The organism is Bifidobacterium sp. SO1 (genome assembly GCF_018555335.1).
In the GTDB taxonomy this organism is placed as follows: domain Bacteria; phylum Actinomycetota; class Actinomycetes; order Actinomycetales; family Bifidobacteriaceae; genus Bifidobacterium; species Bifidobacterium simiiventris.
Genome location: NZ_JAFEJR010000002.1, coordinates 229,701 through 255,666, shown reverse-complemented (window position 1 = coordinate 255,666; position 25,966 = coordinate 229,701). Strand labels below are relative to the sequence as shown.

The 25,966-nt window shown below is 66.0% G+C and carries 16 protein-coding genes and 1 other RNA gene; 2 read left to right on the top strand and 15 right to left on the bottom strand.

The features are described from left to right. Positions 1-105 precede the first annotated feature (105 nt). The 13 genes from JS541_RS03145 to JS541_RS03085 all read right to left on the bottom strand — a co-directional run bounded on the left by JS541_RS03145 (position 106) and on the right by JS541_RS03085 (position 21,068). Complete coding sequence (locus JS541_RS03145; RefSeq protein ID WP_214373030.1) at positions 106-2,673, bottom strand: glycoside hydrolase family 31 protein; 2,568 nt, start codon at positions 2,671-2,673, stop codon at positions 106-108. Between the two features lie 80 nt (positions 2,674-2,753). Beyond that, complete coding sequence (locus JS541_RS03140; protein WP_214373029.1) at positions 2,754-4,049, bottom strand: glycosyl hydrolase; 1,296 nt, start codon at positions 4,047-4,049, stop codon at positions 2,754-2,756. An 18-nt stretch (positions 4,050-4,067) separates the two neighbouring features. Then, positions 4,068-4,904, bottom strand: coding sequence for a carbohydrate ABC transporter permease (locus JS541_RS03135; RefSeq protein WP_214373145.1), 837 nt, complete (start codon positions 4,902-4,904; stop codon positions 4,068-4,070). A 17-nt stretch (positions 4,905-4,921) separates the two neighbouring features. Then, positions 4,922-5,854, bottom strand: coding sequence for a sugar ABC transporter permease (locus JS541_RS03130; protein ID WP_217625321.1), 933 nt, complete (start codon positions 5,852-5,854; stop codon positions 4,922-4,924). 31 nt (positions 5,855-5,885) lie between these two features. After that, a complete protein-coding gene (locus tag JS541_RS03125; RefSeq protein ID WP_214373028.1) occupies positions 5,886-7,157 on the bottom strand; it encodes a sugar ABC transporter substrate-binding protein in 1,272 nt (423 codons plus the stop codon). A 198-nt stretch (positions 7,158-7,355) separates the two neighbouring features. Next, entirely contained in the window at positions 7,356-10,460 is a 3,105-nt protein-coding gene (locus JS541_RS03120) for an alpha-mannosidase (RefSeq protein WP_214373027.1), read from the bottom strand. 236 nt (positions 10,461-10,696) lie between these two features. After that, on the bottom strand, positions 10,697-13,840 hold the full coding sequence (locus JS541_RS03115) for an alpha-mannosidase (RefSeq protein ID WP_214373026.1): 3,144 nt from the start codon (positions 13,838-13,840) through the stop codon (positions 10,697-10,699). A 142-nt stretch (positions 13,841-13,982) separates the two neighbouring features. Beyond that, positions 13,983-17,105 carry an alpha-mannosidase gene (locus JS541_RS03110; protein WP_214373025.1) on the bottom strand — a complete coding sequence of 1,041 codons (3,123 nt, stop codon included), beginning with the start codon at positions 17,103-17,105 and terminating at the stop codon, positions 13,983-13,985. A 360-nt stretch (positions 17,106-17,465) separates the two neighbouring features. Beyond that, positions 17,466-17,862, bottom strand: a transfer-messenger RNA (tmRNA) gene (ssrA, locus tag JS541_RS03105). A gap of 116 nt (positions 17,863-17,978) precedes the next feature. Further along, complete coding sequence (locus JS541_RS03100) at positions 17,979-18,314, bottom strand: branched-chain amino acid transporter permease (RefSeq protein ID WP_214373024.1); 336 nt, start codon at positions 18,312-18,314, stop codon at positions 17,979-17,981. After that, the gene (locus JS541_RS03095) at positions 18,311-19,051 is read right to left on the bottom strand and encodes an AzlC family ABC transporter permease (RefSeq protein ID WP_240539230.1); all 741 of its coding nucleotides are present in this window, start codon (positions 19,049-19,051) and stop codon (positions 18,311-18,313) included. The genes JS541_RS03100 and JS541_RS03095 overlap by 4 nt, the downstream gene beginning before the upstream one ends. A 223-nt stretch (positions 19,052-19,274) precedes the next feature. Beyond that, complete coding sequence (locus JS541_RS03090; RefSeq protein WP_214373023.1) at positions 19,275-20,303, bottom strand: HAMP domain-containing sensor histidine kinase; 1,029 nt, start codon at positions 20,301-20,303, stop codon at positions 19,275-19,277. A 39-nt stretch (positions 20,304-20,342) separates the two neighbouring features. Then, a complete protein-coding gene (locus JS541_RS03085) occupies positions 20,343-21,068 on the bottom strand; it encodes a response regulator transcription factor (RefSeq protein WP_214373022.1) in 726 nt (241 codons plus the stop codon). 234 nt (positions 21,069-21,302) lie between these two features. Here JS541_RS03085 and JS541_RS03080 point away from each other — a divergent pair, with 234 nt between their 5' ends. Together JS541_RS03080 and fetB are read left to right on the top strand one after the other, a co-directional pair. Then, positions 21,303-22,139, top strand: a complete 837-nt coding sequence (locus tag JS541_RS03080) for an ATP-binding cassette domain-containing protein (RefSeq protein WP_240539222.1) — start codon at positions 21,303-21,305, stop codon at positions 22,137-22,139. Continuing rightward, the gene (fetB, locus tag JS541_RS03075) at positions 22,136-22,936 is read left to right on the top strand and encodes an iron export ABC transporter permease subunit FetB (protein ID WP_214373021.1); all 801 of its coding nucleotides are present in this window, start codon (positions 22,136-22,138) and stop codon (positions 22,934-22,936) included. The genes JS541_RS03080 and fetB overlap by 4 nt, the downstream gene beginning before the upstream one ends. Before the next feature lie 89 nt (positions 22,937-23,025). Here the strand turns inward: fetB and JS541_RS03070 are convergent, their stop codons facing one another. Continuing rightward, positions 23,026-25,014 (bottom strand): DEAD/DEAH box helicase, encoded by a 1,989-nt coding sequence (locus JS541_RS03070; protein ID WP_346428284.1) that lies wholly within the window; start codon positions 25,012-25,014, stop codon positions 23,026-23,028. 215 nt (positions 25,015-25,229) lie between these two features. Then, positions 25,230-25,940 (bottom strand): SDR family NAD(P)-dependent oxidoreductase, encoded by a 711-nt coding sequence (locus JS541_RS03065; protein ID WP_214373019.1) that lies wholly within the window; start codon positions 25,938-25,940, stop codon positions 25,230-25,232. Between the last annotated feature and the right edge of the window lie 26 nt (positions 25,941-25,966).

Below are 25,966 nucleotides of genomic sequence, written 5' to 3'. Positions count from 1 at the left end.
GACACATCTGTGGTTCGGACGGGTCTGCCGTCCGGTTTTCGGGCATGCTTGCGCCCGGCCGACCGTCTGGCCGGCTGTTGGGGAAGAGGAAGAAACGGGACTAATTCAGCCGCGTAGCAGCACTTCCGCGAGCGCTTCGACGACGCTTTGCGGCATGTGCGAGGAGAACCATTGCGGTTCCCCGTAGTCGCCCGCGGGCATTTCGAGCGTGTGCAGCGAGGCGAGCGCGTTCGCGCCCTCGCGCCGCACGAGGTCCCAGGCGCGTTCCTTGGTGAAGTAGAGCATTTGCGCGTCCTTGAGCACGGCGAATGCGTCGCGTTCGGTCGGTTGCGGGGCGATCGCGAGCCCTCCGTCGACGACGATGCGCAGGTCGTCCGTGATCGGTACGTCGGCGATGTCGACGGTCAGGCTGAGGGTCGTCTCGTCGTATGTCGTGACACAGTCGACGTTGCGGCCGCCGATCGTCGCGGTGACGATGCCGGACAGATCGATCGTGTGATCGTCGCCGGCGACGTTGGTCGCGTGGCCGCGCGTGCGGTCGGCGGCCGGATCGGCGACGCCGCGGAACACGATGCGCCACGACCGGCGTTCGGGGATCGCTGCCCGCTCCCCCGCCGCGGCGGCGACGGTGAACGCGCCTCGCGTCCAGTCGAGCGTGAGGTCGGTGCGGGTCCAGTGGTTGGATGATCCGACGCCGCCGTCGTCCTCCCACAGTGCGAACGAGCCGTCCGCGCCGGGGAACACGAGCACGTCGAGTACGGCCGGATTGTCGGTCGAGTTGAGCGGGCCGTCGTGCACGCCGCCGTGCGTGTCGTCGGCGAGACGCTGCATCGGAATGATGCCGCCGGCTTTGGCGAACACGGGCATGCGGTCGAGGCCGCGCCACGCCTGCATCGTACGGCCGCCCTCGGGCCGGGATGCGTAGTGGCGTCCGTCGAAGAAATCGAACCAGTCGCCGTGCGGGAACCACACGTCGGCCTTGGCTCGCTGCGTCTCGCGGCTGGCGGCCTCGAGGATCGGCGAGACGATGAGTTCGGTGCCGAACCGGAATTCGGTGGGCACGTTGCCGCCCGAATACTCCCAGTACATGGGTTCGACGAGCGGTTCGCCGTCGATTGCGACGCGGCGGTTCATCGCATACAGGTACGGGATGAGCCGGTGGCGCAATCTGAGCGCGTCGGTCATGGCCGCGCGGGCTTCTGCGTGGAAATTCCACGGTTCCTTGCCGTTGAACGGCGAGTCGGTGGAGTGCAGGCGGTTGATCGGGCTGAACGTGCCGAGCTGGTACCAGCGGGCTTCCAGTTCCTCGTCGCGGTAGCCGAACATGTGGCCGCCGATGTCGTGGCTCCACCAGCCGTAGCCGATGTTGGAGGCCATGGCGGTGAAGTACGGTTGGAATTTGAGCGACTCCCACGTGACGACCGTGTCGCCGGAGAAGCCGACCGGATAGCGGTGCGAGCCGTATCCGGAGTATCGGGAGAAGGTGATCGTCCGACTGCCTCGGCGGGCCGAGTCAAGATAGTGCAGGTGGTTGAGCATCCACAGCGGGTCGAGACCCTGAACGCGCGTGACGCCGTCCTGCTGCCAGTCGATCCACCAGAAGTCGACGCCCTGGTCTTCGAGCGGGTGCAGAACCTGTTCGAAGTACGCGTTCATGAACGTGGGGTCGGCCGCGTCGAATTCGATCGCGCTGCCCTGCGCCGGATCCTTGCCGAGCGCCGTGCAGACGCGCGTATAGGATTCCTCGAACGCGCGGATGCCGTCGCGCGGGTGCAGGTTGAGCGTGGTGCGCATGCCGTGATCGTGCAGCCAGCCGAGGAAGCCGGCCGGGTCCGCGAACAGGCTGCGGTTCCAGGTGAAGCCGGTCCAGCCGGAGCCGTATTTCGGATCGACGTCGGTGACGTGCCAGTCCATGTCGATCACGGCGACGCTGAACGGCAGTCCCTCGCGTTCGAAGCGTTCGACCAGCGTACGGTATTCGGCGTCCGAATACCGGTGGTAGCGGCTCCACCAGTTGCCGAACGCCCAGCGCGGCAAGAGCGGCACGGGGCCGGTGAGCCGGTAGTAGTCGCGCAGCGCCTCGCGGATGCGGCCCGCGTGGCCGAACAGGTACAGGTCGCGCGTGGCATGCGGTTTGGCCGTGACCCATTCGCCGAACGGATTGGTTCGGCCGTTGACCTCGGGCATGGCACGCACGAGGTTGTCGGCCGAATCGTCGATGACCGCCCAGCCGTCGCCGGACAGGAGGCCCGGTTCGAGCGGTGCGGGGCCGTCGACCTGGTCGAGCGTGCGCGTGGTGCCGCCGCGGTTGGCGGACTGCGCGTCGCCGTAGCGCCACGTGCTGTGCTGCGACGGCGAGTCCTTGACGGTTACCGCGAGGCCTTCCGCGCTGAACGGCTCGCCGTTGTACGAGATGCGCAGATGCGCGGTTTCGATGTCGATCCAGCCGTCCGCGTCGCGGCGCACGTCGAAGTGCGGCACGCTGCCGAAGTCGCGGTTGACGACGGTCTGCGTGCGCTCGTCGACGAATTCGCCGCTGTCGGACCATTCGAGTCGGATCAGCGAGTCGGTGAGGATACCGATGCGCCAGCGGTCGCCCTGGACGACGCATTGGGGGTTCATACGAGGATTGCCCTTGTGCGATTCAACCGTGAACCGTGCCGCGTCGACCATGACGACCGCCTTTCCTGCTTGGGATGTGTGAGGCTTGCGGGTGCTGTGGCGCACCCGCTCGCCGCCTATTTTATTCGCCGCTATTCTCCCTTGTCGGCGAACGCTGGATCGGAGACCGCGCTGTACGCGTTGCCGGCTACGGCCTCGACGCGTTCGACGCGGGTGATGCCGCGTGCGGCGAGCTTGGCCGGGTCGTCGGCGTCCGTGGACGTGATCAGGCACGGGCGTTCGCCCTGGCGGGTCAGGTCCATCCATGCCTCGAACACGCTGCCGGCCGGGGCGAGCGCGGCGCGCAGGGTCGGGTCGCCCTGCTCGTCGACGGGGATGGCGATGGCCGTGGTGCGCGGTGCGGGGGCCGGCGCGTTCGCCTTCGCGGAGCGGATGGCGTCGCGGAACGCCTCCCCCACGTCGGTGAGCGAACCGTCCACGTCGAACAGGCCGAGTTCGTGTTCGAAGAACGGGAAGTCCGAGAACGTCTTCGGGATGCGGTGCGAGCACCACCAGGTGATGCCGTACACGTCCGGGCAGTCCTCGATGGCTTCGACCGATTCGCGGCAGAACGCGGGCGCGTCCTCGGGGGCGACCACGTTGCCGGGTGCGCCGATCTCCTGCACCCACACCGGACGGTGCGCCTCGGCGGCGAACGCCTTCGACAGTTCGACGAGCCATGCGGCGTGGTGCGTGCTTTCGAGCGACATCGGGCCGTAGTGCTGGCCGGTGCCGTTGAACACCCACGAGTGCACGGTGGTGATGTCGCCCTTTCGGGAGGCGTACTGCGGGCGGAACGCGTGGCCGTCCATGTACCACACGGCGTCGTTCTCGCTGTGCAGGATCATGCGGCCGTCCTCGTGGGCGCGGTTCTCGACCGAGCCGATGAGCCGGTCGAGCCATGCGCCGATCTGGTCGGGCGTGGCGAACATGCGGCGCGGGTGCGTGCGGTCGGTGAACTGGTTGCATTCGTTGCCGAGCGTGAGTCCGGCGAACGCCTTGACGTCGGCGAGCGCGTCGTAGATGGCCTTGACGAGGTCGCATTGGGCTTCGATGGCCGGCTCGTCGGCGAACATGCTCGCGTCATGCCAGGAGACGAGCCAGGACGGCACGAAGTCGAAGCTGGAGAGGTGTCCCTGGATGACGTCGACGTAGACGTCGAGTCCGGCTTCGCCGCCGATTTCGACCATGCGGCGCAGGTCGACGAGGGCCTTGGGGTTGATCCATGTGCGGTTCGGCTGCAGCAGCGTCCACAGCGGGAAGACGCGCACGTGGTCGGCGCCGAGGTCGGCGATCTGCTTCAGGTCTCGGCGGATGGCGTTCCAGTCGGGGTTGAGCCATGAGTAGAACCATTCGCCGGAGGGCGTGTAGTTGACTCCGAATTTCATGGTGGGTGTGCTCCGGGGTTATTCCTTGACCGATCCGGCTTCCAGGCCGTTGAAGATGTAGCGCTGGAAGACCAGGAAGAAGATCATGATCGGGATGAGGGCGACGATGGTGCCGGCGGCGACGACGCGCGGGTCGGACACGAAGGTGCCCTGCAGGCGGCTCATGCCGAGCGTGAGCGTGTAGTGCGAGTCGTCGGTGAGCACGATCAGCGGCCACAGGAAGTCGTTCCACGAGCCCATGAAGGAGAAGATGCCGACGAGTGCCATCGTGCCCTTGACCTGCGGCACGCAGATGCGCCAGAAGCGTTGCCAGATGTTCGCGCCGTCGACTTCGGCGGCTTCGATCATCTCGCGCGGGATGGCGTTGAACGCGTTCATGAACAGGAGGATGTTCATGGAGCTGACCAGGCCGGGCAGGGCCACGCCGATGAGGTTGTTCTGCAGGTCGAGGTTGCGGATGATGAGGAACTGGGAGATGAGGATCGTCTCGCCGGGCACCAGCATCGACAGGAACAGCAGGCCGACGACCAGTCCCTTGCCCTTGAATTTGAGCAGGGCGAGCGAGTAGCCGGCGAAGCATCCTGAGATGATGTTGCCGCCGATGTTCAGGGCCGCGACGATGAGCGTGTTGCACACGTAGAACAGGATCGGTAGACGCTTGAACACCTGGATGAAGTTGTCGATGGTCGGGTCGACGGGGATGAGGTACGGTGCGGCGTACATGTCGTCCTTGGGGCCCTTGAACGCGAGCGAGATCTGCCATAGCAGCGGCGCGGCGAGGAAGAGCAGCAGGGCGATGAGCACGACGATGCGCACGACCTTGCCGGGGGTGACGTGGTTGTACTTGTTTTCCATCACTGCTTTGCTTGCCATCAGTCTTCGCTCCTACGCTGGACGATCCATTCGATGCCGATGATGCAGCCGAGGACCACGAACATGACCATGCCGAGCGCGCCGGAGTAGCCGGTGCGGGCGTTGATGCCGGTGCCTTCCTGCTTGATGAGCATGGTCATCGTCAGGTCGGCGCCGCCCACGCCGCCCGAGCCGCCGGAGAGCATGTAGATCTCGCCGAAGACGCGGAACGCGGACATGGAGCTCAGGAGCATGACGAGGATCATCGTCACGCGGCAGCCGGGAAGGGTCACGTGGAAGAACTGGCGGATGCCGCCGCAGCCGTCGATGGAGGCCGCCTCGTACAGGGTGTTGTCGATGTTGGCGATGTTGGCCAAGTAGATGAGCATGTAGTAGCCCAGGCCGCTCCAGATGGTCACGGCCATGGCGCTGAACAGCAGCAGCCAGCGGTCGGTGAGGAACGGGATCGGGGTGCTGATCCACTTGAGGGCCTTGAACGTGCCGTTGAGCAGGCCGTCCTTGTCGAGGATGTTGGTCCACAGCAGGCCGACGACGACGCTGGACATGATGACCGGCGTATAGAAGGCGGTGCGGAAGAAGTTCATGATGCGGGTCTTCTCGGCGACGAGCGCGGCGAGCATGAGCGGCAGGATCACCATGAACGGGACGATGCACACCACGTACAGCGACGAGTTGAAGAACGCGGTCTGGAAACGCCGGTCGGTGAACATCGTGATGTAGTTCTGCAGTCCGACGAACTTGCCCGGCCGAAGCAGGGTGGAGTCGGTGAAGGACAGGCGGATCGTGTTGAAGAACGGCACCAGCGAGAAGGTGCAGATCCACAGGATCGGGGGCAGGACGAACAGCCAGGGGACGATGCGGCCGCTGTTGCGGGGATCGACCCCCTGCGCGGCGGGCTTGCCGCCGCGCTTCTTGGTCTTGGATTGAGCCATGATGGGGGTTCCTTACGGATTCGAGGGACGCTTAGATGCGCTCGTTGCAGTACTTGACGGTCGCGTCGAGGGCTTCCTTCGCGGTGATCTTGCCCTGCAGCGCCTGGGCGATCTCCTCGCGCAGCATGGTGGAGCAGGCGGAGGTGAACTGCGGCGGGCCCCAGATCTCGCCGTTGCGGATCTGGTCGGCGGACATGCGCATGGCCTCGGCGTCCATCGTGTCGTCGGACGGGTTGAAGAAGTCGTCGTCGATGGTGCCGGTGGAGGACGGGAACACGTTGGCCTTCTTGTCGAACGCGAGCTGGTTGTCGGAGTTGGTCACGAAGCGGGCGAACTTGATGGCCAGGTCCTGGTGCTTGCTGGTCGCGTTGACGGTGAGCATCTCCATGAACATGTTCGGCTTGGTGTTGGCGATGAAGTCGGTGATGGCGAGGTTCTCGAACACCTTGGGCGCGTTCTTGCGGATGTCGTCGACGCTGTACGCGTTGCCGTTCATGAACGCCTGGGAGCCGCCGTTGAAGCTCTTGGATTCGCCGGAGGTGGAGCTGTTGAGCATGTCGTCGGTGAACGCGCCGGCGTTGTACATGTCGATGTAGTGCTGGACGAACTCGACGCCCTTCTCGTTGTTGAACGTGAATTCGGTGTGGTCGTCGTTCATGAGCTGCACGCCGTACATGCCGAAGTCCTGGATGGACGGGATGCCGGAGGTCAGCGCGTACTTGCCGCCGCAGTTCTTGCCGAACGTGTCGGCCATGGCGAAGATGTCGTCCTGCTTGGTCGGCGGGTCGTTCGGGTCGACGGTGATGCCGCATTCCTCGAGCACGGCCTTGTTGTAGAAGGTCGGGCCGGAGTTGAGGTACCACGGGAAGCCGTAGGTGCCTTCGGCGAGGTCGGTGCCCTTGAAGGTGGCGGCGCTCCAGGCGGCCGGCAGGTAGTCCTTTTCGGCTTCGGGCGCGGCTTCGGCGAGGTTGAGCAGGATGCCGGCCTTGGCCAGCGTGTAGGCCGGTTCGGGGCCCATGTCGACCACGTCGGGCAGTTCGCCGGCGGCCGCGTCGGTGGACAGCTTGTCCTCGTAGTTGTCGGCCGGCTGGTCGACCCACTTGATGGTGACGCCCGGGTTCTCCTTCTCGAACTGGGCGATGAGGTCCTCGAAGTAGGAGGTGAACTTGTCGTTCTTGAGGTTCCAGGTCTGGAACTTCAGTTCGGTGCTGCCGCTCGACGAGCTGGTGCCGCAGGCGGCCAGACCGCCCATCATCGCGATTGCCGCGCCGAGTGCGACGGCCTTCTTGAGGGTTCCCTTCATGGGTTTCTCCTTATCTTTTTTTGGTGATGTTTCTTCGTCGAAACGTGTGGTGATGCGGGCCGGAAAAGGCCGCGTTGGGTGAAATCCGCGGCGTGCGCGCTGCGGATCGGGTTGATGGTTGAGTTATGTGGTTGGTTGGGTTGGGGTCGGCTCCGGGAAAGGGATAGGTCCCGGAGCCGAAATCTTGTGCTGTTGCCGTTAGGCGCGCGACAGGCGCAGTGTGGTCAGCTGGAACGGCTTGAGCGCGAGCTTGGCGCCTTCGGCCTGCTGCTTGCCGCCGACGAGTCCGGCGGGTTCGTCCGCGTAGGATTCGTCCTGTTCGAGCGTGTTGGTCTCGCGCACCTGCCAGCCGGACAGCGGCCCGGATGCGTGCAGCGTGGCTTCGGCCTTGGCGCCGGCGGCCTCGTAGAGGCGGACGATCACGTCGCCCGAAGCGTCGTCGGCGAGCTTGATCCAGTCGATGACCGGTGTGCCTTCCGCGGCTTCGATCGTGACCGGCGAGCCGATGGCGGGCATGTTCTCGAGCACGGGCGCGTTGATCTCGCCGGCCGCGGCGACGAGCGGCGCGATGTCGGCGCACGGCAGCACGGTCCAGTCGAACTCGTGGCGGCCGATGTCGGTGCGCGGGTCGGGCGCGGTGGGCGCGGCGACGAGCGAGAGTCGGACCATGGTGCCGGCGATCGCGCCGTCATGGTCGCGCAGCGAGCTGACGTCGGAGCCGTAGGTCGAGCCGTTGGCCACGCCGATGCCGTAGGACGAGTCGTGGATGCGCACGAAGCGGTGCGAGCAGCTTTCGAACATCGCCTCGTCGCCTTCGGTGTTCTTGACGATCGGGCGTTCGATGAGGCCGTACTGGCATTCGTACTGTGCACGGGTGGCGGTCAGGGCCATCGGCACGTCGACCTTGAGCAGCTTCTCGGGCACGTTCCAGTCGACGTCCGCGTGGAAGTCGAGCTGGCTCTTGCCCGGGCGCAGGGTGATGGTCGTGGCGATCCGGTCGGTGCGGAAGGCGTTGACGGTGCGGATCACCGCGGTGCCGTCGGCGGCGGTTTCGACCGATTCGATCGAACCGTCCTCGAGCGGGGTGGCGCACAGGAAGGCGTCGCGTTCCACGTCCCAGGCGTCGAACACGCCGGGCTCGTCCTTGAGGATCTCGTAGCGGCCGAGCGAGGCGTCCTTGGCGACCGTTTCGCGGCCGGTCTTCAGGTCGATCATCGAGTCGACGGTGCCGTTGGCGGCGATGTGCGCGCGCAGCAGGCCGTTGTCGATCGTGACGGTGCCGTCGTCGTGGCGTTCGATCGCGACCGGCTCGCCGTTCGCGTCCACGCTGGCCGGCGTCCACGAGCCGACTTCGGCGAACTGGCTGATGCGGGCGCGGGCGATGCGCGCGGCGTCCGGGTTGGCGGCGGCGATGGCCTCGATGGCCTCCTGCGCGATCTCGTGCAGACGCTTCAGGTCACGGGCATAGTCTTCGCGGGCCACGCGGTGCGCCCATTCGATGGCGGAGCCGGGCAGGATGTCGTGGAACTGGTTCAGGAGCAGCGTCTTCCAGATGCGGTCGATGTCGGCCTGCGGGAACGTGTAGTCCTTGTTCTCGAGCGTGGCGAGCGTGCCGAGGTATTCGACGGCGCGCAGCGCGGATTCGGTCTTGCGGCAGCCGCGCTTCATCTCCTGCTGGGAGGTGAGGGTCTTGCGGTGCAGCTCGAAGTAGAACTCGCCCTTCCAGCGCGGCATCTCGTCGCCGGCCTCGGCCTTCATCTCGGATTCGGCCTTGGCGAAGAAGTCGTCCGGCGTGCCGTATTCGACCTTCGGCATGCCTTCGAAGCTTTCGAAGCGGTGTTCGCGCATCGCCATCTCGCGGATCGGGCCGCCGCCGCCGTCGCCGTAGCCGAACAGCAGGATGCCGCGGTCGGAGGTGTCCTTGTCCTTGTAGTTGCGCTGCACGTACGCCATGTCGTGACCGGACATGTCGGAGTCGTACTTGTCGGCCGGCGGGAAGTGGGTGAAGATCTGCGAGCCGTCGACGCCCTCCCACATGAACGAGTGGTGCGGCAGGCGGGTGGTGTCGTTCCAGCACAGCTTCTGGGTGAGGAACCACGAGTAGCCGCTTCGCTTGGCGATCTGCGGCCAGGCGCCGGTGTAGCCGAAGCTGTCGGGCAGCCAGATGCCGTTCGGCACGACGCCGAGCTTGTCCTTGAAGTAGCGCTTGCCGTAGGAGATCTGGCGGATGAGGGATTCGCCGCACGGGATGGTGCCGTCGGATTCGACCCACATGCCGCCGACCGGGATGAAGCGGCCTTCGGCGATGCGCTCCTTGACGCGTTCGAACAGGTCGGGGTGGCGTTCCTCGAGCCAGGCGAAGTGCTGGGCGGCGCTCATCACGTAGGTGAAGTTCGGGTCGATGTCCATCAGGGCGAGGGCGTTGGAGACGGTGCGGCCGACCTTGCGCTCGGTCTCGCGCACCGGCCACAGCCATGCGGAGTCGATGTGGGAGTGGCCCATCGCGGTCAGGGTCATCGCGGAGGCGTTGGCCGGGGAGGCCATCACCTTGTCGAGGGCCTTGCGTGCCGGCGCGAGGGTGGCGTAGTCCTTCTCGTCCCACAGGTTGATGGAGCGCTGCATGGCCTTGGCGAGCTTCCAGTAGCGCGGGTCGGCGTCGTTCATGTTCTCGAGCGAGCCGGTGATCACGTCGAGGTCGGCCCAGTAGTCGAACATGTCCTGGTCGAGCGCGGCGATGTCGATCGAGCTGAACTCGTAGCGTTCGTCGGCCTTGCCGGTGGGCTTGGTGCCCAGTTCGGTGACGGTGAACGAGGGGACGTTCGGGTTGTACGCGCCTTCGACGTAGATGACGAAGGAGCCGTCCGGGTTGACGACGCGGTCGCGCGTGCCGTCGGCCTTGACCAGCGGCATCCAGTGGTTGCGCGGGTGGAGGGCCTTGATGACGGTGCCGTCGGCGCGGTAGGCCAGTGCCTCGATGTGGCCGCCGACCGGCCATTCGAGCCAGCCGAGGTTGAACACCAGTTCGATGGCGCGACCTGCGGGCAGGTCGGCCGGCAGCTGGCCTTCGACGCGCATCCAGGTGGTGCCCCATGAGGTGCCCCACGGCTCGCCGACGGCGAGCGGCTTGAAGTCGACCTGGCCGGACACGGCGCGGGTGATGAAGTCGGCGGGCATCTCCGGCTCGCCCGGGTTCATGACCGCGCCGACGGCGCACTGCGCCAGCGTCTGGTGGATATGCGGCCAGACACGCTCGCGCATGACGCGCTTGCAGCGGTCGATCTCACGATTGACTTTCAGCAGCATGGCTCTCCTCTGTTGTGATATCTGCTCTTCGCTGAGACTAAAGCGATTTAGTGGACCGCCGTGGTCCATCGCCGGTTACTAAAGCGATTTAGTTAGAGGATAACACGATATTCGCATGTTTGCAAACCAGTTCCCCGCATGTCGCCATACGGCGTGTCGCCGCAAGAAGGCCCACACATACGCCGAGGGCTCCCCTCTGGTTCGAGGAGAGCCCTCAGTGACGAATCGCCGCGGAACTAGCGGCAAATGCGCAGCGTGGCGAGCTGGAACGGGGCGAGCGCGATGACCGCGCCGTCGGCCGGCACCGCATCGTCGCCCGAAGCGAGCGCACGTGGCAGTTCGGCGTCAAGCCCCGGCTCCTCCATCAACGTCACCTCCCGCACGCTTGCGCCGGCGAGCGCGCCGTCGAGTCGCAGCGTGGCGGTGGCGTTGCCGCCGGCGGCCTCGTAGACGCGCACGATGAGGTCGTCGGAACCGTCGTCGGCGAGCTTGATCCAGTCGAGCACGGGCGCGCCGGTCACGTCGGCGAGCGTCACGAGCGGCGCGATGGCGGGCAGCTGGCCTATGACGGGGCTGTTGAGGCGTGATGCTTCGGCGAGCACCGAGCCCATCGGCGCTCCGGCGACCACGCTCCATGCGAACGAGTGCTCGCCCTGGTCGGTGCGCGGGTCCGGGTAGAGCGGCGCGGACAGCAGCGACAGGCGGATCATGGTGCCGCGGCCGGTGCCGTGCGCCGCGTCCTCGTGGATGGGGCTGACGTCGGAGCCGTAGGTGGACGCGTTGACGACGGCGGCCGCGTAGCCGGAATCGGCGACTCGTACGAAGCGGTGGGTGCAGCTTTCGAACTTGGCGTCGTCGGAGCGCGTGTTCTTGTTGATCGGGCGTTCGACGATGCCGTACTGGCATTCGTACTGTGCATTGACGGCCTGCACCGTAACCGGCAGATCGACCTTGAGGAACTGCTCGACCGCGTGCCAGTCGACGTCTGCGGCGAAGTCGAGCGTGTCCGCGCCCGGCCGCAGCGTGATCGCCGTGCGGATCTCGACGTTCGGCGCCTTGGTGACGACGTGCACGACGGCGCTGCCGTCGGCGGCCGCTTCGACGCCTTCCACGCTCGCGTCGTCCAGTTCGTTCGCGGTGAGGAACGCGTCGCGCTGGATGTCCCAGGCGTCCCAGTGGAACGGTTCGTCCTTGAGCAGCTCGTAGCGGCCGAGGCGCGTGCCGGCGGGCACGAGTTCGCGCCCTGCGGCCAGGTCGGTCAGCGAGGAGACGGTGCCGTCCGGTTCGATGCGCACGCGCAGGCGCCCATTGTCGAGGATCGTCGCCTCGTCGTCGCGCGTGACGGACACCTTGCCGCCGGCGACGTGCGCGACGGCGGCCGTCGGACGCACGGTCCACGCGTCGCAGGCCTCGCGCGAGTACGGGGTGATCACCGCGTCCACGACCGTCGCGTCGGCCGGTTCGACGATGGCGATCGCGCGTCCGGCCTCGAGCGCGATCTCGCGCAGCCGGGCGATGTCGCGCGCGTATTCGGCGCGTGCCTGGCGATGCACCCATGCGATCGCGGAGCCGGGCAGGATGTCGTGGAACTGGTTCAGGAGCAGCGTCTTCCAGATGCGGTCCATCTCCTCGCGCGGGTAGACGTAGTCCGGGTTCTTGACGCGGGCCGCGGCGCACAGGTATTCGGTCACGCGCAGCATGGCCTCCTCGTTTCGACAGCCGCGCTTCATGTCCTGCTGGGCGGTCAGGGTGCCGCGGTGCAGTTCGAGGTACAGTTCGCCCTTGAACACCGGGGTTTCGCCGCGCGCGTCGTCGACGATGTCCTTGCGCACGCGGTCGAACAGCTGGTCGGGCGTGCCGAAGTCGATCTTCGGGGCGCCGGCGAGGTCGCGGTCGCGGCGGATGCGCGCGGTCATCTCGCGGGTGGGGCCGCCGCCGCCATCGCCGAAGCCGTACAGCAGGATCGCGTTGCGCGACAGGTCCTTGTCGAGGAAGTTGCGCTGCGAGTACATGAGCTCGTGCATGCTCATGGACGAGCAGTACGTGTCGGACGGCGGGAAGTGCGTGAGGATGCGCGTGCCGTCGACGCCCTCCCACATGAACGAGTGGTGCGGGAACTTGGTGCAGTCGTTCCACGAGATCTTCTGCGTGAGGAACCAGTCGAAGCCGGCGCGGCGCGCGATCTGCGGCCACGAGCCGGTGTAGCCGAAGCTGTCGGGCAGCCAGATGCCGCGCGGGGTCACGCCCAGGTGCTCCTTGAAGTAGCGGCGGCCGAACGTGATCTGGCGGATGAGCGATTCGCCGGAGGGGATCATGTTGTCGGATTCGACCCACATGCCGCCGACCGGGATGAACCGACCTTCCTTCACGCGTTCCATCATGCGGCGGAACAGGTCGGGATGCTCGGTCTCGAGCCACTCGTACTGCTGGGCGGAGCTCATCGCGTACTTGAAGTCCGGGTCCTCGTCCATCAGGGCGAGCACGTTGGACACCGTGCGGGCGACCTTGCGGCGGGTCTCCCTGACCGGCCACAGCCATGCGGAGTCGATGTGCGCGTGGCCGATGGCGATGTGGTTGATCGCGCTGGACGACGCGTGCTCCGCCAGCACTCCGGCCAGTTCGCCGCGTGCGACGGCGAGCGTGCCGTCGATGTCGCGTTCGTCGTAGGCGTTGAGCGAGCGCTGCAGGGCCTTGGCGAGCTGCCAGTAGCGCGGGTCGTCGTCCTTGAGCTCGCGCATCAGGGACTCCACGGTTTCGAGGTCCATATAGTAGGCGAACACGTCCTCGTTGAACACGGTGACATCCATGCGGCTCAGCGTGTACGGGAAGTCGTACTTGCCGGTCGGTCCTTCGCCGAGTTCGGTGGGCGAGAACGGGGTGGGGCCTTCGACGAACGGGTTGGCGGCCGCTTCGATGTAGACGGTGAAGTCGCCGTTCTCGTCGAGGTCGACGATGCTGGTGCCGTCGGCGTAGACGAGCGGGATCCAGTGATTCTTCGGGTTCGCGGACTTGATCGCGGTGCCGTCGGCGCGGTAGACAAGCCCTTCGGACTGGAAGCCGGGGCCGCGGTGGCCGAGCCAGCCGAGATCGACCTCGAGTTCGACCTTGCGTCCCTTGACGGCCTCGCGGTCGATGCGGCCGGTGACCTCGAACCACGTGGTGCCCCACGTGGTGCCCCACGTGCCGGGGATGGTGAACGGTTTGAATTCGACTTCGCCGGCGCGCACCTTGGCGAGGAATTCGCCTGACGGCACGGGTTCGCCGGGGTTGTCGTGCGAGCGCAGCGTGCACGCGCTCAGCGTGGTGTGGATGTGCGGTTCGACGCGCTGCCACATGACGCGGTCGCATCGGTCGAGCTGCTGGTTGGGCAGGAGAAACATGCTGGTTTCGGCTCCTTTGCTGATGATGGTGGTTGGTGTTGGTCTGGTTGACATTATGGTGACGCCGGTGCCATGCCGGACGACGCCCGCGAATGAGGCCGTCCGCCCCCGGTCCGGGAGGCGGGACGGCCTTGCGTTCGTCTCAGCGCGTGATGCGCAGCGTGGCGAGCTGGAACGGCGCGAAGTGCAATGCGGCGCCTTCGGCTGGCTGTCCGTTCTCGCCCGTGAGCGCGACCGGAAGGTCGGCGGCGATGTCGTCGCCTTCGAGCACGTTCGTTTCGCGTACCGTGGCATTCCTGAGCGCGTCGTCGACGTGCAGGGTCGCGTCGGCCTGTCCGCCGGCCGCTTCGTACAGTCGGACGATCAGGTCGCCGCTGCCGTCGTCAGCCGGTTTCATCCAGTCGATCACGACGGCGCCGCGGTGTGTCTCAAGCGAGGCAAGCGGTGCGATCGCGGGCACGTCGCGCAGGATCGGCGCGTTGAGTTCGCAGGCCGCGTCGACGGTGTTCTCGATCGTCGCGTCGGCCACAATCGACCAGTCGAACTCGTGCGTGCCTATGTCGGTGCGCGGGTCGGGGAAGGTGGGCGCGGACAGCAGCGACAGGCGGAACATGGTGCCGTTGCCGGTACCGTCCGCAGCGTCGCCTCGGATCGGCGCGGCGTCCGATCCGTAGATCGAACCGTTGACGACGGCGGCCGCGTAGCCGGATTCACGCAGGATTGCGAACCGATTGGTGTCGCTTTCGAACTTGGCTTCGTCGGATGCGCTGTTCTTGACGATCGGCCGGGTGACCAGGCCGTACTGGCAGTCGTAGGTCGCCCGGTCGGCGCTGATCGCGAGCGGCAGGTCGACCTTGAGGAAGCGTTCCTTCTCATGCCAGTCGATGTCGGCGTGGATGTCGAGCCGGCGCATGCCGGGGCGCAATGTGATGGTCGTGTCGATCACGGTGTCGTCGCTGGCGGTGCGTACGACGACATGCGCGGCGCCGTCGTCGCCGGTTTCGGCGGAGACGATCGAACCGGTGAGGTCATGGCCCATGAGCAGCGATTCGCGTTCGATCTCCCATGCGTCCCAGACGGCGGGTTCGTCCTTGAGCAGTTCGTAGCGGCCGAGACGGGTTCCGGCCGGCACGAGTTCGCGGCGTGCGGCGATGTCGGTCAGCGACGAGATCGTGCCGTCCGTTTCGACGATCGCCGACAGGAGCCCGTTGTCGATGCGCACGCGGCCGTCGTCCAGCGTCTCGACCGTCGCCGCGGACGCAGTGCGGTCGCCCGCGGACCAGACTTGCCACGACGAACCGTCGGCTCGGTACTGGCTGATGCGCGCCGCCGGCAGCACGTCGGCCGTCGGGTTCGCCTTGCGCAGCACGGCGCACGCGTCTTCGGCGATCTCGGCGAGCCGGGCAAGGTCACGAGAGTAGTCCTCGCGCGCCTCGCGGTGTACCCACGAGATGCCGGAGCCGGGCAGGATGTCGTGGAACTGGTTCAGGAGCAGCGTCTTCCAGATGCGGTCCATCTCCTCGCGCGGGTATTCGTAGGCCGGGTCGGCGAGCGTGGCGGCCGCGCCGAGGTATTCGACCGTGCGCAGCAGCGATTCCTCCTTGCGACAGCCGCGTTTCATGTCCTGCTGCGAGGTGAGCGTGCCGCGGTGCAGTTCGAGGTACAGCTCGCCTTGGTATTCGGGCATCTCCGGACCGGCGTTCGTCTCGAGCTGGGTGCGGGCCTTGTCGAAGAAGTCGTTCGGACTTTCGATGGTGACCTTGGAGACGCCTTCGAGGTTCTCGTAGCGGTGCAGGTGCTCCATCATGTCGCGCGTGGGGCCGCCGCCGCCATCGCCGAATCCGAAGAGGAGCAGCGAACGGTCGGCGAGGTCCTTGTCCTGGAAGTTCTTCTCGGCATAGTCGAGCTCCTGCACCTTGCACCATGCAGCGTACGTGTCGGACGGCGGGAAGTGGGTGAAGATCGGCGTGCCGTCGATGCCGCGCCACAGGAACGAGTGGTGCGGGAACTTGGTGGTGTCGTTCCACGAGATCTTCTGCGTGAGGAACCATTCGTATCCGGCGCGGCGCGCGATCTGCGGCCAAGCTCCCGTGTAGCCGAAGCTGTCGGGCAGCCAGATGCCGCGAGGCTCGACGCCGAGGTGCTCCTTGAAATATCGGCGACCGTAGGAGATCTGGCGGATGAGCGATTCACCCGTGGGCAGCATGCCGTCGGCTTCGACCCACATGCCGCCGACGGGGATGAACCGGCCTTCCCTGATGCGCTGGAGCATGCGCCGGTAGATGTCGGGGTGGTCTTCCTCGAGCCAGGCGTACTGTTGGGCGGAGCTCATCGCGTACTGGAAGTCGGGATCGGCGTCCATGAGCGCGAGCGCGTTCGAGACGGTGCGGGCGACCTTGCGACGGGTTTCGCGTACCGGCCACAGCCATGCGGAGTCGATGTGCGCGTGGCCGATCGCGCTCACGTTCATGGCGGACGCGTTCGCGGGTTTGGCGAGTACGCCGGCGAGGGCGCGGCGGGCGGCGTTGACGGAGTCGTGGTCGCGTTCGTCGTGTGCGTTGAGTGCCCGCTGCAGGGCCTTGGCGAGTTGCCAGTAGCGCGGCGAGGACTTGTCGGCGTAGGTCATGAGCTGGCTGACGACGTCGAGGTCGACGCGCAGGTTCTCGTAGTCGGCGTCGAATTCGGTCAGGTCGGCGGCTTTGAACACGTACGGTTCGTCCGGCTTGCCGGTGGCCTTCTCGCCGAGTTCGGTCTCGATGAACGGGGGTACGCCGAGCAGCAGCGGATTGCTGGCCGCCTCGAGGTACAGCGTGAAGCTGCCGTCCTCGGCGATGGGGACTTGAGCGTTGCCGTCCGCATCCATGAACGGCACCCAGATGTTGAGCGGGTGCACGGCCTTGATGGCGGTGCCGTCGGGCCGGTAGACGAGTCCTTCGATGTGGCCTCCGCAGGAGTGCGGGTACCAGCCGAGGTCGAGGATCAGTTCGAGCGGCTTGCCGGCCGGGTAGCCTTGCGGCACTTGGCCGGTGAGGCGGAACCAGACGGTGCCCCAGGTGGTGCCCCATTCGCTACCGATGGTGAACGGCTTGAAGTCGATCTCGCCGGCGTTGACCTTGGCGAAGAATTCGTCGCTCGGCATCGGCTCGCCGGGAATGTCGAAGGATTCGACGTTCAGGTGTGCGATGACCGGATGGATATGCGGTTGGACGCGTTGGCGCAGGATGCGCGTGCATCGTTCGAGTTGCTGTTCGGGTTTGAGGAACATCGTTGGCCTTGCACTCCCTTGTCTGTGTGCCGATCGGTCGGCATGTGTGCGCCGTCCGGCATCGGGCGGCTTCGTCGTTGCGCTCCCACGGTTTACTAAAGCGCTTTAGTACCATTGTCCCCACAACCCGCGACGGTGTCAAGCCAACTCCCCCGCGCGTGTTGGCCGCCCCTTCTGGCTCATGCTCCCCCGCCAGTGGGATGACGGCCTTCAGCGGGCTCCAGCTCCTCACCCGCAATGCGCCATCCCCTTCCCGGGCTTACGGCCGTTTCCACGCCCCGAACCGGCCGTATGCCCGGGAGCGGCGCGATCCGCAGGCACAACAAAAAAGCGCCGCCCCTTTCGGAGCGGCGCTTGTGTTGGTGGAGATGCGGGGAATTGAACCCCGGTCCGGTAACCGTACCCTCAGTCTTCTACGTGCGTAGTCTGCTGGCCGTGCGGCGGTTTTTCTGCCCCCATCTGTGTCGCAGACAACCGATGGCGAGCATATTCGCAGTTAAAGTCCCGACACAGCCCTGCAACGCAGCTGCATCAGCAAGTCTTCTTAACGACGCTCAGCATCCTCCCAAAGACGAGGAGGAGTGAACGGAGCGGCTGCTCACTGGTTAATCCTGGCGCGAAGCTCAGGCAGCGAGAGCGAACTCAGTGCGGTTAGATTTAGCACTTATTCTTTTGCCGGGGGCATCCACGAGCGGACCCGGCGTTCTCGGCACGCTTCCCTGCGACGAACAGGTCACCGTCGAAACCGATCATCCCCAATCTTGAATTATCAAGCTTCCGTTTGCACGGACATTTCAGTATATGCTGAATATGCGCTGCCGCCAAATCCACGGCGTCGGCGTGTCGCCGACGGTCCGCATGCCGACGTCCTGTTCACGCGAACACGGTCTGCACGAGCACCATGTACAGGATGGTGCCGCCCGCGATTGATAGCAGCATGTTCTTCTTCCACGCATGCAACCCGATGATCGCCAGCATCGAGATCGCCTCGGGTATGCCGTGGCCGCCCGAGGTCAGCGACACGTCCTTGAGCGAGTACACGACCAGCAGTCCGGTCATCGCATACGGCAGCACCTTGCCGAGGTAGCGCACGAACCGCGGCGGCTCCTTCGATTCGGGAAACAGCAGGAACGGCACAAACCTGGTGAGCATCGTGCCCAACGCGACGACCGCGATCGTCGCCACCGCCTGCCATACGCTCATCGTCATCGTCCGGCCTCCTTCTCCCGTCCGTCCCGTTCGCCGCCCGCGACCGCGCCATCCTCGGCCGCCCCGGTCTTCCCATCCGTCTTCATGTCGTCCAGATACGGCCGCAGGCCGACGAACAACGCCAGCATCAATACCAGCGAGGGAATCATGAACCGTTCCGGACCGAACACCAGCAGGCACACGGCCGACGCGAGCACGCCGACCATCGCCGGCATATGCCGCCGCTGGCCCATCCACTGGTCGAGGAAGATCACCAGAAACAGCGCGGTCAGCACGAATTCGATGCCGCGCGTCGAGAACGGCAGCAGTCCGCCGACCAACCATCCGATCGCCGTGCCGCCGATCCAATACCAGCGGTTGAGCAGCGAGACGAACAGCATGAACCAGCCGCGGTCAACGCCGTCCGGGATCTTCGCGGACGAGTTGATCGCGAACGTCTCGTCGCACATCGCGAAGATCAGGTACGGCTTCTTCCATCCCATGCTGCGGAAGGGCCCCAGCATCGACAGCCCGTAGAACAGATGCCGGGCGTTGACCATGATCGCCAGCAGGAACGCGGCGAGCGGGTCGAACGCCGACAGCAGCAGGTTCACGGTGACGAATTCCATCGACCCGGCGAAGATGAAGAACGCCATCGAGACCGGATACCAGAACGCGAACCCCTTGGCGTGCATGAGCAGGCCGTACGAGCAGCCGAGGAACAGGAATCCGGCGGCGATCGGCAGGGTCAGCGGCATCGCGGCCCCGAACGCGCGGGATATCACTCCCCCGCCGTTGCCGTCATGTGTGCCGTCACCGCCCGTAAGCCGCATGTCGCCTCCCGTTGTGCCCATCCGCCGGTTTGCCGTGACCTTATCTTAGACCGCACGGCGACCGGACGCGGGATGTGTTCGGCAGACAGACGGAGAACCGCCGATTCGGCGGTCGGATCGGCCAGGCGGCGCACGACGCGCCCCGTCGTCATCCGGACAGCGGCAAGGTGATGAGCATCGTGGTGCCGCCCTGCGACGACGATTCGACGTCCAGCGTGCCGCCGTAGCGGTCGGCCACGTCTCGGGCGAGCGCGAGTCCCAGCCCGTAGCCCTGGTGCGCGGTGCCATCGTCGTCGCGGGCGAACCTGCGGAACAGCCGCTCCGGGTCGCCGCCGATGCCCGGCCCGCGGTCGGTCACGCGGATCGCCGCGTCGCCGTGACGGTAGCCGAGCGACACGGTGACCTCGGAGCCGTCCGGCGCGTGCGCGACCGCGTTGTCGAGCACGGCCACGACGCAGCGCGACAGTCCGACCGCATTGCCGGAGACGACGAAATGGTTCCGTTCGCCGTCGATGCGCGTGGCGATCGTCACCTTGCGTTTGTCGGCGAGCGGACGCACCGCGTCGGCGGACTGTTCGATCACGCCGGCGAGCGCGACCGGTTCGGCGTTGACCGCGCCGCGTGCGGCGACAAGCAGATCGGTGAGGATCGCGTTCATGCGGTCGACGTCGCCGCGCAGGTCGGCGAGCGGCTTGTCGATGCTCTGGCCGTGCGAGCGGCGGAAGTCGATGAGGTCGATGCGTGTGGAGATGACGGCGAGCGGCGTTTTCAGCTCGTGGCTGGCGTCGGCGACGAAGTCCTTCTGCAGGGCGAAGGCGCGTTCGAGCGGTTCGACCTCCTTGCGCGAGTAGTGCCAGCCGACGATGGCGACGGCTGCGATCACGCCCACGACGAACAGGAGGGTGAAGGCGACGGCCTTGCGTGTGTCGATGACCATCATGCCTGAGCCGAACTGTTCGGTCACGGACATGGCGTTCGGGTCGAGGCCGCGTTCGGTGAATTCGTGGCGTGAGCCGAGCAGCACGCCGGCAACGAACAGGATGCCGCCGATCAGGGTGACGATGCTCATGGCGATGGTCATGCGCAAGCTGATCAGTCCGGCTTTCGTGTGGTTGAGCCGCAGTCCGCCGTTCCGGATGGCGGTGAGGCGGCGGCCGTGGGATGTCGTGTCGTTCATTGATGTCGGTTTCTCGTGGGATGTGATGGCGGTTGGCGGTCAGTCGGCGAATGGGTTGCCGATGCGGTAGCCGCGCCCGCGTACCGTGTCGATGATCGCGCGGTCGGTTTTGCCTCGCACGTAGGAGACGTACACGTCGACGGTGCCTGCGTCGGCGCCGTCGGAGAACACTTGGCTGAGCAGTTCGTCGCGGGAGAACACGTGATCGGGGGACGCGGCGAGTGTGGCGAGCAGTTTCGTTTCGGAAGTCGTGAGCGAGACGGCGCCGCCGTCCGGGTCTTCGATGAGGTTCGATCCGGGCTTGAGTAGCCAGTCGCCGATCGCGACGCCGGCGGTCTGCGCGTGGAATCCACGCAGCAGCGCGCGCAGCCGGGCTTCGAGTTCGACGAAGTGGAACGGTTTGGCGAGGTAGTCGTTCGCGCCGGAGTCGAGTCCTTCGACGATGTCGTCGACGCCGGACAGGGCGGTGAGCACGAGCGCCGGCACGGCGATGCCGCTGCCGCGCAGGGTGCGGATAAGGTCGAGTCCGTCGCCGTCTGGCAGACGCCGGTCGACCACGAGCACATCGTATCTGCCGGCCCGCAGTCGTTCCCGTGCGGCGGCGACCGTTTCGACCCAGTCCACGCGATAGTCCGGTTCGAGCATTTCACTGGTCATCGAACCGAGGTTCGGATCGTCTTCGATCAGCAGCACCGCGGGCAGCAGCAGCCGCATCGGATCGGTCTCGTTCCGGTGTCCGTCCGTATCCGGTTTCGTCTCACTCATCGTCCATCACGCTCCTCATTCTAGTGGCCGCGCTCCGCTGGCCTCGGTCATCCGCCGCAGCCATCCCATTCGCCGCCGCATACCGCGGCTCACGGACGTCGCAGCCGGTCTGTGATCGACCCCGCGCGGCCACGTCTGCTATCGCATCGTCCACTCAACGCCAAGCCGTCTAAGAGAACGCTTAGAATCGCCGCAAACGGCCGGATCGTCGCGTTTCCTCGTAGCATTGCGAGCATGGAAACAAGTACTCAACCATTGTTCACGGCAGAACATGCGACGTGCCGGATGCCGAAGACGACGACGGCCGCGGCGGACGACTCGGTGCGGCTGCCGTCGCTGTTCCGCGGCTTCGAACGCAGGCATGACGACATCGAGTTCAAGACCATTTTCTCCGACGTGGCGTTCACGCTGCACCGCGGCGACATCGTCGATCTGGTCGGCCCGTCCGGCACCGGCAAAAGCACACTGCTGACGACCGTCGCACAGCTCAACCCGTATGCGAGCGCCGATTTGACGCTGGAGGGCACGCCAAGCACGGCGATGACCCCGGAACGTTGGCGTCGCGAGGTGGCGTATCTGCCGCAGCGGCCGACGTTGACCGGTTCGAGCGTGCGCGAGGCGACCCTCATGCCGTTCACGTTGCGCGTGCACCGGTTCTCCGACGACGGCTCGTCGCTGGACGAGCGCCGGCCGGACGAGGCGACGCTGCGGCGCACGTTGAACACGGTGGGCTGTTCGGATATCGAGTTGGAGCGGCCGCCGCAGGATCTGTCGGTGGGCCAGCAGGCGCGCGTGTGTCTGCTGCGCACGCTGCTCACGTTGCCGAAGGTGATGCTGGCCGACGAGGTCGATGCCGGTCTGGACGAGGAGAACGCGGACAAGGTGGGCGAGATTCTCGCGTATGCGGCTCGGGAGAAGGGCATGGCGATCGTGCGCGTGCGGCATCGTGCGGCTGATGGCCGTGCGACGCGCACGCTGCATCTCGAGGCGGGTGTGCTGACGGAGATCACGGGGAATGTCGCGGCCGGGGCGGCGCATGACGGACATATGGAAAGTGAGGCGGCGCGATGAGCACCGGGAATGCGGGAGCCTATCCCATCGACGTGTGGGGTCTGATCATCACGATCGTGCTGGTGGCGGTGGCCGCCGGCCTGTCGTATGCGATGCGGCTCGGCGTGCACCGGCAGATGCTGTGGGCGACGATCCGTTCGCTGATCCAGCTGCTGGCGATGGGCTACATCCTCAAGTTCGTTATCGAACAGAACAATCCGTGGCTGGTGTTCGCGCTGATCGCGGTGATGATTCTCGCGGCCGTGCAGATCACGATGTCGCGCGCGGCGAACATTCCGCGTTCGGTGATGCCGTCGGTGTTCCTCACGTTGACGGCGAGCGTGATCCTGCAGGTGTGCGTGGTCACGGAGATGGTGATTCGGCCTCATCCGTGGTATGCGCCGACCGTGCTGGCGACGATGAGCGGCATGCTGCTGGGTAACGTGGTGTCGGCGATCGCCGTGGCGATGAGCCGGTTCTTCTCCGACATGGATGCGCGCCGTTATGAGATCGAGATGATGCTCAGTCTGGGTGCGACGCCGTTCGAGGCGGCCAAGCCGTCGACCATCTCGTCGGTCAAGCTGGGCATGATCCCGACGATCTCGCAGCTTGCGTCGAGCGGCATCGTGCTGATCCCGGGCATGATGGCCGGCCAGGTGATCGCGGGCGCCGACCCGTTGACGGCCGCGAAATACCAGTTCGTGGTGTTGGCGGTGATCAGCGCGCTGACGCTGATGGCCGATTCGCTCATCATGATCCTGATCTACAAGACCTCGTTCACCGCCCTGCACCAGTACAAAACCGCCGACGCGCGGTAGACAGGGTTTCTCCACGTATATGAATGGCGGTTGTGCTGTCGTTGGACATGGCTCAACGACAGCACAACCGCCATTCATGTTATATATGCTCAGCGGCCCATGCGGAACGGGGCGCGCTTGATCTTGGAGTGACGGCGGCGCGGGCCGTCCGTGGTGCCGTATTTGGCGATCATGCGGCGTTCGTGACGCTTGACGGCTTCGCCGCGCTCGTCGGAGACGATGCGGTTCTCGTCCCTATGGTGGATGCGCTTGCCGCCGCCGTTGCCGTCGCGGCGACGCGACTGGTACGTATCGCGACCGGCACGCCCGTTGCTGGTCTGACGGTCACGGTCGGATGAACGGCCGACACGATCACGGTCGCGGTCGGTACCGCGGCTCCTTCTGTCACTGCGATCGTCGGACGACGTGGCCCGGCGATCGGCCCGATCATCATGCTTGCCGGACGTACGCGGCCTGCCGCCGCGGCGCTCCTCGGGATGCTCGAACAGGTAGTCGCGGCGTTCCATCTCGGGATCGCTCAGTCCCGAGCGGCGTTCGGCGCGGTTCGGCGTCGCGGTCTCACTGATCTGCCGGGCGGCGGCCTGCGCACGTTCGAGCCGTTCAGCCGCGCGGCGACGGCGACGTTCCTTCTTCATCGCGTTGCGCTCATGCATCAGGCGTTCCGCACGCTTCTGGCGGCTCTCGCCGCTCGTCGCATCCTCGTCGTCCATCAGGTCGGCGCCGGGCATATGGCGAAGCGCCTTGCCCCGTTCGCCGTCGGTCTTGCGGTCGCGCGACTTGCGGCCCCGACCGCCGGCCGGCTGCGTCTGGTCAAGGCTCCAGCCTTCCACCAGCTCGGCCGTCTCCCCCACCAGTTCGGCGACTTCGGGCGAATCATGCCGCACCTTGACCGTCGTGGCCTCGATGCCGGCCGCCTTGAGCAGTCGACGGGCCTCGCGCCGCTGGTCCGGGGTGACGAGCGTGACCACGACGCCGGACTTGCCGGCTCGCGCGGTACGTCCGGAACGGTGCACGAACGACTTCGGCCCTTCCGGCGGGTCGACCTGCACGACGAGTTCCACGTCGCTCACGTCGATGCCGCGTGCGGCCACGTCGGTGGCGACCATCACGTTCACGTCGCCTTCCTCGAACGCGGCGAGGTTGCGGTCGCGCTGGTTCTGCGACAGGTTGCCGTGCAGTTCGGATGCGGGGATGCCGGACTGGGTGAGCTTCTTGGCGAGGTTCTTCGCCTGGTACTTGGTGCGCGTGAACAGGATGCGCCGGCCCTTGCCGGAGGCGAGCGTGCGCACCACGTCGTTCTTGTCGGACTTCTCGATCTCGAACACGTACTGTTCCATCATGTCGGCCGCGTTCTCGGGCTCGGCCACGCTGTGCACCTTCGGATCGCGCAGGAACTCGCGCACGACCTCGTCGATGCCGTGGTCGAGCGTGGCGGAGAACAGCATGTGCTGCGCGTCGGGGCGGATCTGCGCAAGGATGCGCTTGACCGGCGGCAGGAAGCCCATGTCGGCCATTTCGTCGGCCTCATCGAGCACGACGACCTGCACGTCGGACAGCACAAGCGCCTTCTGACGCAGCAGGTCCTCAAGTCGGCCCGGGCAGGCGACGACGATGTCCGCGCCGGCCTTGAGGTCGCGGATCTGACGGCTGTATTTGACGCCGCCGTACACGGTGGTGGTGGTCATGCCCGCCATGCCGGCGAGCGGTTCGAGCACGTCGTTGATCTGGTTGGCAAGTTCGCGGGTCGGCGCGAGGATGAGTCCGCGCGGGTGCGGCATGAAGCCGTCGGCGATGCGCTCCTCGCGGCGGGCGGCGCGCACGGCCTTGATGTTGCGGCGGTAGTCAGCCATCGGCATACCCGGCTCCCATGCGGCTTCGCACAGGCGTGCGGCGAGCGGGATGCAGAAGGCGAGCGTCTTGCCGGAGCCGGTGCGGCCGCGGCCGAGGATGTCGCGGCCGCGCAGCGAATCGGGCAGGGTGTCGGCTTGGATGGGGAACGCCTCGGTCTTGCCGTCGGCGGCGAGGACGCGCAGCAACGGCTCGGGCACGCCGAGTTCGGCGAACGGGACCGGTTCGATGTCGACGGCGGCCGTGGTGACGGCGAACGGTTCGGAGGTCTCTTCCGTGAAGGTCTTCTTGGTCTTAGTGGACTTCTTCTTGGTGAATTTCTTGGGCACAGCGGCCTTTCATGTCAGGTTCTCGCGCAGGGTGCGCAAACCTAGACACTATAGCTGGTTCCCGGGATTTTTCCTCAGCGATCCCGGGATCATTCCGCCCGATCCCGGGACCCGGCTCACACGTAGTTGCGTTCGATGAGGATGTCGGAGACGGTCAGGTTCGCGTCGTTGACGAGGTTGAACAGGATGACCTCGGCCAGTTCGGCCGGGTTCATGAACGTGTGCTGCTTCTCTTCGGAAACATAGTCGTGACTGTCGCGGTAGAACGCGGTGTCGATGCCGCCCGGGTACACGCCGACGATCTTCACGCTCGTGCCCTTGTACGCGGCCTTGAGGCTCTGCGTGTAGCCCTTCTCGCCCCATTTGGTCGCGCAGTACACGGATTCGTTCGCGTTGCCGCGCGTGGCGGCGGTGCTCATCACGTTCGCGATCTTGAGATCGGTTTCCTCGTCGGCCTTGAGCGTTTCGACCGACCACAGGATCATGCCCTTGAGACCCTTGAGGCACTTGTCGACGTCGGCGGCCTCGTAGCCGGTCGGCACCTTGAACGACGGCTGGCCGGCGTTGTTGATGAGCAGGTCGATATGGCCGAGCGCCTTGATCTCGGCGACGGATTGCCTGACGAACGCCTCGTCGGACACGTCGCCCACGTAGCCGCGGTACACGTCGGACGGGAATTCCTCGGCGAGCGCGTCCTGGCGTTCGGCGTTGAAGTCGATGCCGGCGACGAACCAGCCGCGTTCGATGAGCTGCCGGGTCAGTTCGTAGCCGAGTCCCAGTGCGCTGCCGGTGACGATCGCGATGCCGCGTCCCTTGCTGTCCGTCATGATGGTTCCTCCTGTATGCGCCGTTG